This is a genomic window from Sulfitobacter sp. NFXS29 (assembly GCF_040148765.1).
Taxonomy (GTDB): Bacteria; Pseudomonadota; Alphaproteobacteria; order Rhodobacterales; family Rhodobacteraceae; genus Sulfitobacter.
Genome location: NZ_JAGDED010000003.1, coordinates 192,558 through 208,188 on the forward strand (window position 1 = coordinate 192,558; position 15,631 = coordinate 208,188).

Annotated in this window: 13 protein-coding genes; 8 read left to right on the top strand and 5 right to left on the bottom strand. The window is 65.0% G+C overall.

What is annotated here, in order from left to right; all coding sequences use genetic code 11:
- Nucleotides 1–36: 36 nt before the first annotated feature.
- From J3456_RS07585 to J3456_RS07600, 4 genes are read left to right on the top strand one after another with little or no spacing between them, the layout of a single operon-like run.
- Nucleotides 37–1,044, top strand: a complete 1,008-nt coding sequence (locus J3456_RS07585) for an AAA family ATPase (RefSeq protein ID WP_349579599.1) — start codon at nt 37–39, stop codon at nt 1,042–1,044.
- On the top strand, nt 1,041–1,928 hold the full coding sequence (locus J3456_RS07590) for a DUF58 domain-containing protein (RefSeq protein WP_349579600.1): 888 nt from the start codon (nt 1,041–1,043) through the stop codon (nt 1,926–1,928). Before J3456_RS07585 ends, J3456_RS07590 begins: the two co-directional genes overlap by 4 nt.
- Nucleotides 1,925–4,690 (top strand): DUF4159 domain-containing protein, encoded by a 2,766-nt coding sequence (locus J3456_RS07595; RefSeq protein WP_349579601.1) that lies wholly within the window; start codon nt 1,925–1,927, stop codon nt 4,688–4,690. Before J3456_RS07590 ends, J3456_RS07595 begins: the two co-directional genes overlap by 4 nt.
- Complete coding sequence (locus J3456_RS07600; RefSeq protein WP_349579602.1) at nt 4,687–6,729, top strand: hypothetical protein; 2,043 nt, start codon at nt 4,687–4,689, stop codon at nt 6,727–6,729. The genes J3456_RS07595 and J3456_RS07600 overlap by 4 nt, the downstream gene beginning before the upstream one ends.
- Here the strand turns inward: J3456_RS07600 and J3456_RS07605 are convergent.
- The 5 genes from J3456_RS07605 to J3456_RS07625 all read right to left on the bottom strand — a co-directional run bounded on the left by J3456_RS07605 (nt 6,726) and on the right by J3456_RS07625 (nt 11,585).
- Entirely contained in the window at nt 6,726–7,607 is an 882-nt protein-coding gene (locus J3456_RS07605) for a nickel/cobalt transporter (protein WP_349579603.1), read from the bottom strand. The genes J3456_RS07600 and J3456_RS07605 overlap by 4 nt on opposite strands.
- The gene (locus J3456_RS07610; protein ID WP_349579605.1) at nt 7,592–8,242 is read right to left on the bottom strand and encodes a DUF1007 family protein; all 651 of its coding nucleotides are present in this window, start codon (nt 8,240–8,242) and stop codon (nt 7,592–7,594) included. The genes J3456_RS07605 and J3456_RS07610 overlap by 16 nt, the downstream gene beginning before the upstream one ends.
- Before the next feature lie 91 nt (nt 8,243–8,333).
- Entirely contained in the window at nt 8,334–9,113 is a 780-nt protein-coding gene (gene yaaA, locus J3456_RS07615; protein ID WP_349579606.1) for a peroxide stress protein YaaA, read from the bottom strand.
- Between the two features lie 29 nt (nt 9,114–9,142).
- Entirely contained in the window at nt 9,143–11,188 is a 2,046-nt protein-coding gene (recQ, locus tag J3456_RS07620; RefSeq protein WP_349579607.1) for a DNA helicase RecQ, read from the bottom strand.
- A 109-nt stretch (nt 11,189–11,297) separates the two neighbouring features.
- A complete protein-coding gene (locus tag J3456_RS07625; RefSeq protein WP_349579608.1) occupies nt 11,298–11,585 on the bottom strand; it encodes a YggT family protein in 288 nt (95 codons plus the stop codon).
- Nucleotides 11,586–11,717: 132 nt separating this feature from the next.
- Here J3456_RS07625 and J3456_RS07630 point away from each other — a divergent pair, with 132 nt between their 5' ends.
- From J3456_RS07630 to J3456_RS07645, 4 genes are all read left to right on the top strand, one after another.
- Nucleotides 11,718–12,296, top strand: a complete 579-nt coding sequence (locus J3456_RS07630; protein WP_349579609.1) for an acyl-CoA thioesterase — start codon at nt 11,718–11,720, stop codon at nt 12,294–12,296.
- A gap of 104 nt (nt 12,297–12,400) precedes the next feature.
- A complete protein-coding gene (locus tag J3456_RS07635) occupies nt 12,401–13,774 on the top strand; it encodes an MFS transporter (RefSeq protein WP_349579610.1) in 1,374 nt (457 codons plus the stop codon).
- On the top strand, nt 13,771–14,715 hold the full coding sequence (gene mepA / locus J3456_RS07640) for a penicillin-insensitive murein endopeptidase (protein WP_349579611.1): 945 nt from the start codon (nt 13,771–13,773) through the stop codon (nt 14,713–14,715). Before J3456_RS07635 ends, mepA begins: the two co-directional genes overlap by 4 nt.
- On the top strand, nt 14,688–15,602 hold the full coding sequence (locus J3456_RS07645) for an esterase-like activity of phytase family protein (RefSeq protein ID WP_349579612.1): 915 nt from the start codon (nt 14,688–14,690) through the stop codon (nt 15,600–15,602). Before mepA ends, J3456_RS07645 begins: the two co-directional genes overlap by 28 nt.
- Nucleotides 15,603–15,631: the final 29 nt, after the last annotated feature.

The window sequence follows — 15,631 nt, forward strand, 5'->3', positions numbered from 1 at the left end:
ACACCTGAAAGATATAACTCCGGGGAAAGAAATGTCATGGCCGAAGCGGATGATCTGATCGCGCAAATCGAAGCGCTGACCGAAAAGCTGGCAGATGCCAAGCAATCGATCACCGGGCGGTTTGTCGGCCAAGAGCAGGTTGTCGACCTCGCGCTCACGGCTCTGCTCTGCGGTGGCCACGGGTTGCTGATTGGTCTGCCAGGCTTGGGCAAGACACGACTGGTCGAGACCTTGAGCACCGTCATGGGCCTTCACGGCAACCGGGTGCAATTCACGCCCGATCTAATGCCCGCCGATATTCTGGGTTCCGAAGTGCTCGACACCGCGCCCGATGGCAGCCGCGCCTTCCGCTTTATCGAGGGGCCGATCTTTTGCCAGCTTCTGATGGCGGATGAGATCAACCGCGCCAGCCCGCGCACGCAGTCGGCGCTTTTGCAGGCGATGCAGGAAAAAACCGTGACTGTCGCGGGACAAGACCGCGCCCTCGGCCAGCCCTTCCACGTGCTCGCCACCCAAAACCCGATCGAGCAAGAAGGCACCTACCCCCTACCCGAGGCACAACTCGACCGTTTCCTCGTGCAGATCGACGTGGCCTACCCCGACCGCGCGACCGAGCGGGACATCCTTATCGCCACCACCGGCGTCGAAGACAGCGCGGTGCGCCCTGTCTTCTCTACCGAAGACCTGCTGGCCGCACAGAACCTGTTGCGCCGGATGCCCGTGGGCGACAGTGTGGTGGAACTGATCCTTGATCTTGTCCGCGCCTTCCGCCCCGATGAACCCGAGGCCACCCAGCCCGTGCGCGAGAGTGTCGCTTGGGGCCCGGGACCACGCGCCGCGCAGGCGCTGATGATGACAGTGCGTGCCCGCGCCCTGCTTGACGGGCGGCTTGCCCCCTCGGCTGAGGATGTCTTGGCCATGGCCCGCCCAGTGCTAAGCCACCGTATGGCGCTTAATTTCGCAGCCCGCGCGCGGGGCGACAGCCTGCAAGCACTGATCGACGACACCGCCGCCCGGCTGATCGGGAAAAAGGCCGCCGCGTGACTCATTCCCCCCTATCCCTCAGGGCCGACGCCGAGGGCGAGGCGGCCCGGCTTCCCGCGCTTTTGGCGCGGGCCGAGCATTTGGCAGGCGCCGTGTTGCCCGGTGCCCACGGCCGCCGCCGTGCGGGGACGGGGGATGATTTCTGGCAATACCGTCCGGCGCAAATGGGCGACAGCCGCCGTATGGTCGACCACCGCCGCTCGGCGCGGGGCGATCAGGAGTTCGTGCGCGAGCGGGAATGGCAGATTGCGCAATCGGTGATGCTTTGGGTCGATCAGGGGGCGTCGATGCGCTTTGCCTCTGACAAAGGGCTGCCCGATAAGGCGGATCGCGCACGGCTGTTGGGCCTCGCGCTGTCGATCCTGCTGCTGCGCGGCGGTGAGCGTGTGGGCCTGACCGGCACCGCCTTGCCGCCCGGGCGCGGCAATCCGCAGGTGCTGCGTCTGGCCGAATTGCTCTGCCGAGAAGACACCCGCGAGTATGCCCCGCCCGAACACCGCGGCATGATCCCCCATGCGCGGGCGATCTTCATCTCGGATTTCATGGGCGATCTTGAACCGGTGCAGACTGCATTGACCAAAGCCGCCGATCGTGGCGTGCGCGGCGTGCTTTATCATCTGCTCGACCCGGCAGAGGAGGCCTTCCCCTTCGCGGGTCGTACCATTTTCGAAAGTGTCGGCGGCACGCTGCGCCATGAGACGCTCAAGGCGAACGACCTGCGCGACCGTTATCTCGACCGGCTCGCGGCGCGCAAAGATGAATTGCAACATCTCTGCGCCCGCACCGGCTGGCGCTATGGATTGCACCACACGGATGCCTCGGCGCAATCGGCGCTGCTTTGGCTTTATGGTGCGCTGGACGCGCGGCAGGGGAGTGCTGCATGAGCGTCTTTGGCGGCATCGGTTTCACCGCGCCTTGGCTGTTGCTGGCCCTGCTGGCGCTGCCGATCCTCTGGCTGATCCTGCGCGCCGTGCCCCCCGCGCCGATCCGCCGCCGCTTTCCCGGCGTTGCGCTGCTCTTGGGGCTGGCAGATGATGAAAGCACCTCAGACCGCACGCCCTGGTGGTTGCTGCTACTTCGGATGTTTGCCGTGGCCGCGATCATTGTTGGCCTCGCCGGACCGGTGCTGAACCCTCAGGCCGAGACGGAACAGAGCAGTGGTCCGCTCTTGATGGTGCTTGATGGCTCATGGGCCGGGGCCAGCGGCTGGGATCGCCAATTGGCCGCCGTCGATGCGCAACTGACCCGTGCCGGACGGGCCGAGCGGACGGTGGGCATCCTGACCCTGACCGACCCGCAGGTGCCGACCTTCCAATCCGCCGACGCATGGCGCAGTCGCCTTGCCGGGCTCAATCCCGCGCCGTGGCAACCTGCCCCGGAAGAGATCACCCGCGCGACTGAGATCATGGCAGACCTGACCGCCTTTGACACGATGTGGTTCAGCGATGGTCTAGACTATCCGGGCCGCGATGACCTGCTCGCCACGTTGCAAGCCAAAGGGGCGGTTGAGGTCCATCAGTCGGCCAACAACGTCATCGGCATCGCGCCTGCGGTCTATCAAGATGGCGCGATCGACCTCACCCTGCGCCGCGCCGCTCCCGGCCCGGAACGCGACGCTGTGGTGCAGGCCCATGGCCGTGACCCGGCAGGCAACGCCCGCGTTTTGGCCACCGCCAATGCTACCTTCGAGGCGGGCGCTACCGAGGCCAGCACCTCTCTCTCCCTACCCGCCGAGATGCGCGCGCGGCTGACCTCTTTCGATATCGCAGGCCAACGCTCTGCCGGGGCGCGCACCTTGGTCGACGACGGGCTGCGCCGCCGTGAGGTTGCGCTGATTGGTGGGCGCGGGGCGCAGGAGGGGCTGCAACTGCTCTCGCCGCTACACTATATCGAACAGGCGCTGGCCCCGAATGCAGATTTGATCGACGGCACCCTGAGCGACGTGCTGCCCGCCAACCCTGATGTGATCGTGCTGGCCGATGTCGCCACGCTTAGCCCTGCCGAAGCAGAGCCTCTGCAAGAGTGGATCGATGCGGGCGGCATGCTGATCCGTTTCGCCGGGCCGCGCATTGCCGCCAGTGATGTGAGCCGCATCGACGAAGACCCGCTGATGCCCGTGCGCCTGCGCGCCGGGGGGCGCAGCGTGGGCGGGGCTATGTCTTGGGGCGAACCGAAGGCGCTGGCCCCTTTCCGCAACGGCTCGCCTTTCTTCGGCCTGCCGGTGCCAGATGACGTGACTGTTTCCGCGCAGGTCGTGGCCCAACCCGACCCGACGCTGGCCGACCGGGTGATTGCGTCGCTGAGTGACGGCACGCCGCTGGTCACGCGCAAGCCCGTGGGTCAGGGGCAAATCGTGCTCTTCCACGTCACCGCCACCGCGGAATGGTCGACCCTGCCGCTCTCGGGCCTTTTCGTGCAGATGATGGAGCGGCTGGCTGTGTCCTCTGGCGCCAGCACGCCCGAGGCCGGCAGCCTTGAGGGCACCACATGGACCCCGCTGCGGGTGATGGACGGTTTCGGCACCCTCTCGGACGCGGGCAACCTGCCCGGTGTCGCGGGGCCCGACTTGATTTCGGCCCCCGCTGGCCCGGCCCTGCCGCCCGGCATCTACGGCTCCGAAGAGCGGCGGCTGGCGCGCAATGTGCTGACTGCTGAGACCACGCTCACCCCCGCCAGATGGCCATCGGATGTGCCGCTGCGTGGTCTTGCGCTACCGCCCGAACAGCCGCTGGCCGGAGCGCTTCTGAGCCTCGCGATCCTGTTGCTGGTTGCCGATGTGCTGGCCTCCCTCGCCCTTTCGGGCCTGTTGCTGCGCCGTTCGACCGGGACCTTGGCGCTGGTCTTGGGGCTGGGCTCGCCACAGATGGGGGACGCGCAGGAAACCGATCCTGAAAGCTTTGCAATCCGCTCGGCCTCCGAGGTCACACTGGCTCATGTGTTGACCGGCAACCCGGATGTTGACGAAGTCGCCCGCGCCGGACTTACCGGCCTGTCAGATACACTTTATTTTCGCACCACGGTAGAGCCTGCCCTGCCCACAGGCGTCGATTTGGAGCAGGACGAACTCGCCTTTTTCCCGATCCTCTATTGGCCCGTCACCCCCGATCAACCGCAGCCCTCAACCGAGGCTTATGGCAAGCTGAACGACTATCTCCGCTCGGGCGGGTTGATCCTGTTTGATACCCGCGACGCAGATATCGCAAGCTATGGCGCCGCCAGTCCGAACGGGCGCAAGCTGCAGGAATTGGCCGCCCCGCTCGACATCCCACCGCTTGAGCCGCTGCCCGGCGACCATGTGCTGACCCGCACCTTCTATTTGCTGCAGGACTACCCGGGTCGCTACACCAGCCGCGATGTCTGGGTCGAGGCCGCGCCGCCCGATGCCGAGCGGATCGAGGGGATGCCTTTCCGCAACCTCAATGACGGGGTCACCCCGGTGGTGATCGGCGGCAACGATTGGGCCGCCGCTTGGGCTGTGCGCCGCGATGGTGCGCCGCTGCTGCCCATCGGGCGCGGCTATGCCGGGGAACGGCAGCGCGAACTGGCCTATCGCTTTGGCGTAAACCTTGTGATGCATGTGCTGACAGGCAACTACAAATCCGATCAGGTCCATGTGCCTGCGCTGCTCGATAGGTTGGGCCAATGACCGGAACCGTGCTTTTTGACCCGCTGATCCCGCTGCCGCTGCTGATTGGGCTGGGGGTGCTTGCCGCGATAGGCGTTCTGCTGGCGGTCTGGCGTGGCCTGTCGGGCTGGGCACTGCGGGGGCTGGCCGCCGTGGTGGTGCTCGGCGCATTGGCTGGCCCCTCCTATCAAACAGAGGACCGCGCCCCGCTGAGCGACATCGTGCTGCTGCTCGAAGACGGAAGCGCCAGCCAGCGGCTGGCGGACCGCGCCAACCAGTCCGATACCGCCGCCGAGGCGATGGCCGACCGGATCACCGCGCGCCCGAATACGGAACTGCGCCGGATCACCGTCCCCGACGGGGCCGAGGACGCGGGCACACGGCTGATGACCACGCTGGCCGACGCGCTGGCCGAAGAGCCGCGCGCGCGGATTGCGGGCATTCTGGCGGTCAGCGATGGCCGGGTGCATGACGCGGACCTGCCGCTTGACCTGCCCGCGCCGCTGCACCTTCTGCAAACGGGCCGGGCCGCGGATTGGGACCGCCGCCTGACCGTGCGCAATGCGCCCGCCTTTGCCATCATCGGAGAGCCGGTGACCCTGACCCTGCGCATCGACGATCTGGGCGCCGCGCCCGAGGACGGGGGGCTGACCCGGCTTGATATCTCTGTCGATGGGGAAGACCCGCAAAGCTTTGAAGTGCCAATTGGCCAAGACATCGAACTGCCCGTCGCCCTGCCCCACGGAGGGCGCAATGTGATCCGTTTCTCCCTCCCCGAAGCGCCGGGGGAATTGACCGACCGCAACAATGCCGCGCTGATTCAGATGAACGGGGTGCGCGACCGGTTGAGCGTGCTGCTCGTCTCAGGCGAGCCGCATCCCGGCGGGCGCACGTGGCGCAACCTGCTGAAGTCCGACAGCGCGGTCGATCTGGTGCATTTCACGATTCTGCGCCCGCCCGACAAGCAGGACGGCGTGCCGGTGAACGAGTTGTCGCTGATCGCCTTCCCGACCCGCGAATTGTTCATGGACAAGATCGACGACTTCGATCTCATCATCTTTGACCGCTACCAGCGGCGCGGCATTCTGCCTGCGCTCTACCTCGACAATGTGGCGCAATATGTGCGCAAGGGCGGCGCGGTGCTGGTTGCCGCGGGGCCGGATTTCGCCAGTGCCGACAGCCTCTACCGGTCGCCGCTTGGCACGGTGCTGCCCGCCACGCCAACCGCACGGGTGCTGGAGGAGGCTTTCCCCCCCGTCGTGACCGACATCGGTCAGCGCCACCCCGTGACCGCCGAACTGCCGGGCAAAGGCGACTGGGGCCGTTGGCTGCGCCAGATCGACGTGACAGCTGAGCGTGGCGATGTGGTGATGAGCGGCGCAGACGACCGCCCGCTGCTGGTGCTCGACCGCGTCGACGAAGGCCGCGTGGCGCTGCTGGCTTCAGACCATGCATGGCTCTGGAACCGGGGCTATGAGGGCGGCGGCCCGCAGTTGGAATTGCTGCGCCGTCTGGCCCATTGGATGATGAAGGAACCCGAGCTCGAGGAAGAGGCGCTGACCGCCACCGCCCAAGGCCGCACCATGCGCATCACCCGGCGCACCTTGGATGAAACCGTGCCCCCCGTCACCATCACCGCCCCTGATGGCAGCACCACCGAAATACCCCTCGTCCCCGCTGGACCGGGCCGTTTCGAGGCTGAATTCACGGGCGAAGAGATGGGCCTCTACCGATTGGAAAACGCGGAGGAGGTGACTGTTATCGGCCTCGGCCCTGCTGCCCCGCGCGAGTTTATTGAGACGATTGCCAGTGACGCAGCCCTGCGCCCAGCCATCGACACTCTGCGCGGTGGCGTGGCGCGGGTGGAAGACGGGCTGCCGCGCCTGCGCGACGTGCGCCTTGGCCGTCCGGCTGCCGGACGCGGTTGGCTGGGGCTGACCCCGCGTGGCGCTTATGAGACGCGCGATGTGCGGCAAACGCCGCTGTTGCCGGGGTGGTTGGTGCTGTTGCTTTCGGCCCTGTTCATCATTGCCGCTTGGCTGCGCGAAGGCCGCCGTTAAAGCGCGCGAAGCAGCAGCCCGCCCGCGAGCGTGACGACGATAAGCCCTGCCGTCAGCTCGGCCACCGCCGCGGCCTGTGCCAAGCGCGGCGATCCGGCGAGCCCACCAAGCACCCCCGCCCGCAACCCCGTGGCGGCAAGACCGGTGGCGATGGTGATCAACCCGGTGCCAAGTGCCATGGCAAAAGCGCCCAGAACACCGACACCGCCGATGCCCATATGCCAAGTGATCACCAGCACGAAAAGCGCCCCGGTGCAGGGACGGATGGCGATCCCGGCGATCAAAAGCAGCGCATCGCGCAGGCTGCCCGCCTGCTGGACCTGGGCCAAGCTTGGCCCATGGGCATGACCACAATGGCCGCAGACCTCTTCGCTATGCGCCACCTTCTTTTGCCGCGCATGGCGCAGCCCGCGCCAGATCAACCAAAGCCCGATCAAGGCAATTGCGCCGTAGCTTGCCGGCGCCATGATGTCTTCGGTCACGCCCACCAGCGCCTCACGGCCAAGGCCCAAAAGCAGGATCCCCGCATAGACCAAAGCCACCGCCGTCACCGCTTGGCCCAACGAGGCGGCCAGAGCGATCAGCGACAGCCGCAGCATGGGCACCGAGCGCGCCAGCCCATAGCCGCCAATCACGATCTTGCCGTGCCCCGGCCCTGCCGCATGCACCACGCCGTAGGCAAAAGACGCCAAGAGCACCGTCCAGAACGCCGCCGTATCGCCCCCCCGTGTGGCGCGCAGCCCGCTGGCGATGCTGTTTTGAAACCCGCGTTGCTGCCCTGCCGCCCAATGGGCAATGGCGTTAAAGCCCCCCGTCCACCACAGCGCCGCCAGCGCCAGCAGGGTCGCCAATGCGGCCAGCGCTATGATGCGTCGCATGTGATCACCACCTCATTGGCCAAGGCTTCGCCAATTTCAGGCAGGCCGACATCGTTCGGATCGGTATTCGCGTCCAAGGCGCTCAGATCCTGCTGAAGTTCGCGCAGATCGGCGTTCATCTCTGGCATCTTGACCCGCGCGCGACAGGCGTCATCGCCTTGCACGGTCACCTTCTGAGTCACCTCATAGGCGGTGTAATAGGTCGGATCATAGGGTTTGATGACCAGACCATTCGCGTCAGGCGCATCGCCCTCGACCGCCCGCAGATGGCTGGTGATGATCCGGCCCTCGGAAAAAGTCGTCGCCACCTCCTGCGGGCCGGAAAGCGCGATCTCTTCACCGCCGTTCAGCAAGACCGTATCGCCGTTGAACCCTTCGACCCAACGCATGTCGAACCCGTTGAGTGAGGCCATCTCTGCCTCGGTCAACACGCCATCGTAATCGGGATCAAGCCCGCGATCCTCGGTCACCAGCAGGGAATAGAATTCGTCATAGGCCCATGTGATCCGCAGATGGGTCAAGCGCCCCTCTGCATCGAGGATCACCTCAAACCCGGTATCGACAAAGATATGCGGATGCGCGCCAAGCGGTGTGGCGCAGGCAAGTAGGGCGGCGGTAACAAGCGGGTATTTCATGGCGCTAGGTCTACCCCCCTTCGCCAATCGCAGCAATTGCCCGGCGGGTGACATATGGCGGGATCGCGCGCATCGGCCCCCCGCCCCCGCATCAGGTCGACGGATAGGGCCGGACAAAGACCGGACGCTCGGGGGTCGAGGCATCGGGCTGATAGGCATAGCCGCCGCTGTCGAAATCCTGCAAGCCTTCGGGATCGTTCACCCGGTGCTGCACGATATACCGCGCCATGGCGCCGCGTGCTTTCTTGGCAAAGAAGCTAACGATTTTTGGCCCCTTGCCGTCGCCCTTGTCTTCCATGAACTGCGGGGTGATCACGCGCAATTTCAGCGCTTTGAGGTCCACCGCGCCAAAATATTCTTGGCTGGCGCAGTTCACCAGAACATCGCTGCCTGTCGCCTCGGCCTGCGCGTTCAGCGCCTTTGACAGGCTCTCGCGCCAGTAGTCATAGAGGTTGCCACCGCGGCGGGTTTTCAGCTTGCTGCCCATCTCCAGCCGGTAAGGTTGAATCGCATCCAGCGGGCGCAGCACGCCGTAAAGCCCCGAGAGGATGCGCAGGTGCTCTTGGGCATAGGTCATCTCATCCGCATCAAGGCTCGCGGCCTCCAACCCTTGATAGGTGTCGCCGGCAAATGCCAGCGCAGCGGGGCGGGTGGTGTCGGCACTGGGCTCGGCTTCGAACGCCTGAAACCGGTCGCGGTTGAGACGGGCCAGATCGTCGCTCAGCCCCATCAGTTTTTTGAGATCGCCCAAAGTAAGATTACGCGCCGTGGTCGCCAGCCGCACGGCATCTTCCTGAAAATCAGGCTGGGTATCCGCGACATCGCGTTCGGCCCAGTCGAGGCGTTTGGCGGGGGAAATAACGACGAGCATGGCAGTCTCCTTGGAGCGTTTCGGGTGATCTAGCCCGCGTCGCGCAGAACGTCCAGAAAGGCGGGGCCAAAGCGTTCGGCGCGTTTGTCGCCCAAGAGCCGCTCAATGGCAGAACTGTCGGCGCTGCGCAGTTGCGCCACCTTGGCCAGCATTGCGGCAGAACAGCTCAGCGGTTTGTCGGTGCCCTGCTCTCCGCGCGCCAGATCGGCCTGCACCTGCAACAACTGGTCATAGACATTGCCCGCCTCGCGCCCCGCCAGCTTGCGCCGGGCCTTATGCATCGGCTGCGCTTCGCCGTTGATGACCTCAAGGAAAGCGGCGCCGTAGTTTTCCAGCTTTTTTGCCCCCACGCCGCCGATACGGGCCATGGCATCAAGGTTTTGCGGGCGCGCCTCGGCCATCTCGATCAGGGTGCGGTCGGTGAAGATGATATAGGCAGGCACGCGCGCCGCCTCGGCCAACGCACGCCGCTTGGCCTTAAGCGCCGACAGCAGCGGCGCGTCTTCATCGCTGACCATCGCTTTAACGGCAGGTCGGCGATTGGCCCCTGCCGCCTTGATCGTATCGCGCCGCAGGCTGATCGACGCCTCACCGCGCAGGATCGGCAGGGCGGCATCGGTCATCCGCAGCGCGCCGTGGCGTTCGGCATCGGGGCGCACGAGGTCATGGCCCATCATCTGACGGAACACCGCTTGCCATTCATTGCGGCTGTATTCGCCGCCGACGCCGTAAGTGGGCAGGGACTGGTGGCCGCGCTGGCGGACCTTGTCGGTCTCATTGCCGAGCAGGATGTCGATCAGATGGCCAGCGCCGAACCATTCGTCAGTGCGCAACATCGCCGAAAGCGCCTTGCGTACCGCCGTGGTGCCGTCGAACACATCCGCAGGACTGTCGCAGAGGTCGCAGCGTCCGCAGGTAATCTCAGTCTCGTCGAAATAGCCCAACAGGGACTTGCGACGACATTCCAGCGCTTCGGCCAACCCCAGCAGCGCGTTCAACCGCCCATGATCCGCCGCGCGGCGTTCAGGCGGGGCCAAGCCTTCGTCGATCTGACTGCGGCGCAGGCGGATGTCGTCGGGGCCGAAGAGGGTCAGCGTTTCCGCCGGGGCACCATCGCGCCCGGCGCGGCCGATTTCCTGATAGTATGCCTCGATCGACTTGGGCAGATCGGCGTGTGCGACCCAACGGATATCCGGTTTATCAACCCCCATGCCAAAGGCTACCGTGGCGCAGACGATCAACCCGTCCTCTTGCTGGAACCGACGCTCGGCGATGCGGCGGTCTTCGGCCTCCATCCCACCGTGGTAATGGAGCGCCGTTTGCCCCTGATCGCGCAGCGCCTTGGCCAGCCCTTCGGTCTTGGCCCGCGTGCCGCAATAGACGATGCCGGACTGGCCTTTACGCGCGGCGGCGAAGTTCAAGATTTGATCGCGCGGCTTGTTCTTGGCGGCAAAGGCGAGGTGGATGTTGGGCCGGTCAAAGCCGCGCAGGAAAGCGCGCGGGGGCGTGCCGTCAAACAGCTTCTCGACAATCTCAACCTGCGTTTCGGCATCTGCCGTGGCGGTGAAAGCGGCCAGCGGCACGTTCAGCGTGCGGCGCAATTCACCAATGCGCAGGTAATCGGGGCGGAAATCATGGCCCCACTGGCTGACGCAATGCGCCTCGTCTACGGCGATCAGATTGACGCCAACGCGCCGCAACATGCCCATGGCCGAGCCTGCGGCGAGCCGTTCCGGTGCCATATAGAGCAGTTTGAGGGTGCCCGCCTCCAACGCTTCCCAGACCGCGTCGGTCTCCTCAGCCGTGTTGCCCGAGGTCAGCGCGCCCGCCGCGACGCCCGCCTCTTGCAGGCTGCGGACCTGATCGCGCATCAGGGCGATGAGCGGGCTGATGACCACCGTCACCCCCTCGCGCATCAGCGCAGGCAGTTGAAAACACAAGGATTTGCCGCCGCCCGTGGGCATGATCGCGAGCACGTTCTCGCCCTCAGTGACCGCCTCAACGATCTCTTGCTGGCCGGGGCGGAACCCGTCAAAACCGAATACATCACGAAGAAGCGTGGCAGCGCCTGTCATGGGGAACCTGTAAGATTGTCTGCTCTTTTTATGCAGACTCCCACACTAACAAACCGTGAACAAGGCCCGATGCGCGCGACATGGGCGCGCGGACCCGCCTTGGCACGGGTCAGTAGAAGGCCGCGGCGTTGTTTGTCAGCACGATCCGCGCAATGGCCACGGCGATCAGCACGATCAATGGTGCCAGATCCAAACCACCCATCGGCGGGATCACATTGCGCACGCGGCTATAGACCGGCTCTAGAATGCGGTTCAGCCCATCCCAGATTTGCGCAACCAAGGGTTGGCGCAGATTCAGCACCTGAAAATTGATCAACCAAGACATGATGACATGTGCGATGACGATGAACCAAACGATGTTCAAAAGCAGCATCAGGATTTGGAACAGTGACGTCATGGAATATCCCCTTGGTTTGACGCAAGACAGTTAAGCGCCCCGCCCGCAAAGGGCAAGAGTGCCGCGACGTATATGCTTGACCGCGCAGCGCTTCCGCCGCAGATCGGCACCGTCACGACAAAGGAAAGCCCCATGTTCCCGATCATCCGCATGGCCAAAGACGTCATCGTCGCCGCGCGGCAGGCGCCGCTGGAAAACCTGACCGACACCCATGTCAGCCATCACATCTGCTGGCCGCATGACCTCGATATCTGGATGGAGCTGAACAACGGGCGGGCGCTGTCGCTCTATGATCTGGGCCGCACCGCCATGGCGCAGCGTGCCGGGTTGATTACGCTGCTTCGCCAAAACAAATGGGCAATCACAATCGCAGGCTCCAGCACCCGGTTCCGCCGCCGCATCCGCATGTTTGAGAAGTTCGAGATGCGCAGCCGGACGCTGTGTTGGGACGACAAGTTCATCTATCTGGAGCAGTCCATGTGGAAGAAGAACGGCGAATGCGCGAGCCATGTGCTCTACCGCTCTGCCGTGACCGATCGCAACGGGCTGATCCCACCCGAAAAGGTGCTGCGCGCCATGGGGCGGCAGCAACCTTCGCCCGAGGTGCCGGGCTGGGTGGCCGAATGGATCCGTGCCGACAGCCACCGCCCGTGGCCGCCAATGCAAGACGGCGCGCCCGTGTCCGAAGCTGCACCGCACCTTTCCGCCTAACCCGACCGGCAGCCCGACGTTTCAACCCTGCCACGACTGGCGCTTGCGCCTTGCCCCGCGCCCTGCTCTAACTTGGAAAAGAGCAGGCCGCGAAGGGGCGCAACATGGCACAGACAGGCGGGCGCAAGCGCATCTGGGGATGGTACTTTTTCGACTGGGCCAGCCAGCCTTACAACACCCTGCTGCTGACCTTTATCTTTGGCCCCTATTTCGCCCAAACCGCGACCAACGCGCTGGTCGATGGCGGGATGGAGCTTTCCGCCGCGAAAGCCCAAGCGCAGGCCTATTGGGGCTACGGTCTGGCGCTGGCCGGGATCGCGATTGCCATACTGGCGCCGATCTTGGGCGCGGTGGCAGATTCCTCGGGCCGTCGGATGCCATGGATTTGGCTGTTTTCAGCGATGTATGTGATCGGCGCAGCCGCCCTGTGGTGGACGGCCCCGGCGGGTTTCTCTTTGCTTTGGGCGCTGTTCTTTTTCGGCATCGGCTTGGTCGGGATGGAATTCGCCACGATTTTTACCAACGCCTATCTGCCCGAGCTGCACCCCGACCCGGGTGAACGCGGGCGGATCTCTGGCGATGGCTGGGCCTTTGGCTATGCCGGCGGGGTGCTGGCGCTGATCGCGATGATCGCCCTGTTTCAAAGCGGTGCGAATGGGCGCACCATGGCGGGGCTGACGCCGCTGTTCGGGCTGGACCCGGCGACCAAGGCCGACACCCGCATTGTCGGGCCGCTTGCGGCGATCTGGTACGCCGTTTTCATGATCCCCTTCTTCCTTTATGTGCGCGACACGCCGAAACCCGGAGCGCAACGCTACCGCGTGGGCGCGGGTCTGTCGGATCTGGCGCGCACCCTGCGGGGCTTGCCAAAACACCCCTCGCTGCTGGCCTATCTTGGCTCGTCGATGTTCTACCGTGACGCGCTAAACGGGATGTACACTTTCGGCGGGGTCTATGCGCTTGGCGTGCTGGAGTGGTCGATCCAAGAGATCGGCATCTTTGGCATTCTCGCCGCCATCTCGGGCGCGGTGTTCTGTGTGCTGGGCGGACGGATCGACCGGCGCATTGGCCCGATGCCGGTGATCGTGGCCTGCTGCATCATCCTTGTGGCGACTGCCTGTTTGATCATCTCGTTGGGGCCGAATTCTGTCATGGGCGTTTCTTTGCCTGAGGGGTCTGCCCTGCCCGATATCCTATTCTATGTCGCTGGTGCCTCCATCGGGGCGGCGGGCGGTGCGCTGCAGGCGTCTTCGCGTAACATGCTGACACGGCAAGGAAACCCAGAGCGGATGACCGAGGCCTTCGGCCTCTATGCGCTTTCGGGCAAGGCCACTTCCTTCCTGGCTCCGGCGCTGATTGCCCTGACCAGTGACCTCACCGGCAGCCAGCGGCTTGGCATCACCCCTGTCGTGGGGCTTTTCATCGTCGGTTTGATCCTGTTAGCGTGGGTCAAACCCAAGGGAGATTTCGCCACATGACGCTGCTTCGCACCCTCACCTCCGTGGCGCTGGCCTTTGCGCTGGCCTCATGCGGGGGCGGCCGGACCGAAACCGACATCAGCGGCGAGAAAGTCGCCCTGCCGACCATCGGCTCTTCAGGCGGCGCACTCAGCACTGTCGCGGCCAAGCAGCTTTTCGGGGCCAAGAGCTTTGCCTCCACGCAATCCTCGGCCGCCTTCGGCAGCTACTCTAAAGGCTGCCTCGCCGGAGCCGAGCAATTGCCCGAGACGGGTCCGACATGGCAGGCCATGCGCCTGTCGCGTAACCGCAACTGGGCCCATCCTGAGATGGTCGATATGGTCAAGAAACTCAGCCGCAAGGCCGCGCAGCAGCCGGGCTGGGAAGGCATCTATGTGGGCGATATGAGCCAGCCGCGCGGGGGGCCGATGCTGACCGGTCACGCCAGCCACCAGATCGGGCTGGATGCCGATATCTGGATGTTGCCGCCCAAATCCCTCAACCTCAGCCGGGCGCAGCGCGAGAACATCTCGTCGATCTCCATGCGCCGGGCGAGTGGGGCCTATGTCAATTCCTCTTGGACGCCCGCGCATCACGAGGTGGTCAAGGCCGCTGCCCAAGACCCCCGCACCGCCCGCATCTTCGTCTTCCCCGGCGCGAAGGTACAGATGTGCGCCGATGAAAAGGGCGACCGCAGCTATCTGCGCAAAATCCGGCCTTGGTACGGGCATCACTATCATTTCCACGTCCGCATCGCCTGCCCTAAAGGCGCGCGCGGCTGTGTGGATCAGGCCCCGCCCCCGCCGGGTGACGGCTGCGCCGATGCGCGGCAGTGGCAGGCCAATATCCTGAACCCACCAAAACCGGATCCGACGGCCCCCAAAACGAAACCCAAGCCCAAGCGCGACATCCTGCTTGCGGACCTGCCTGCCCAATGCAACGCCGTTTTGAACGCAAACTGATCCGCGCCTGCCTCCCGTTCTTCCTGCTCATTGCCTGCGTGGCCCCTGCCGCGCAGACAGAGCCGGTGGTGCAGGTCGACAGCGTGCTGACATGGAGCCACCCCGCTTCGTGGTTCGGCGGCTTTTCGGGGGTCGAGGTCAATGCCGATGGCACCCGTCTGACGGCGGTCTCGGACCGGGGCCGCTTCGTGCAGGCGCGCATGGTCCGCGAAGCGGGCCGTCTGGTGGCGCTTGAACTTGAGGAAAACGCCCCGCTCAAAGGAGCCGATGGCAAAGCCCTGCGCGGCCAGATGCGCGATGCCGAAGCGCTGGCGCTTGACGACACTGGGCAACTCTACATCTCGTTCGAACACGATCATCACGTCGCTCGGCTTGCGCCTGAAACCGGGGTTACCACCCCTCTGCCCGGACATGACGACTTCGCTGGCTTCGCGCCGAACGCGGGGATGGAGACATTGGCGGCCCATCCCGATGGACGGCTCTTTGCGGCCCCCGAAGGCGGCGGCCCCACATCAGGGCCCATCCCGCTTTATGCCTTTGATGGCACCACATGGACAATCGCCGCAGAGATCCCGCGCCAAGGGCCGTTCTTGCCGGTGGACGCGGATTTTGCCGAGGATGGCACGCTCTATCTGCTGGAGCGGACGATCACGCCATTGGGCTTTCGCAGCCGCATCCGCAGCTTTGATTTGACCGCGCCAGGACTTGGGGAGGTAACTTTGCTGACCTCCGGCCCCGGTCAATATGACAACCTCGAAGCGCTCAGCACATGGCAGGACGCGGCGGGGCAAACCCGGCTGACCCTGCTGTCGGACGACAACTTCTTCGTCATGCAGCGCAATGAGGTGGTCGAGCTGATCCTTGCCAAACCGGGCGTCGAGGGCTAAAGACCGTTCCGTCTGCGATCCCCGCAGGC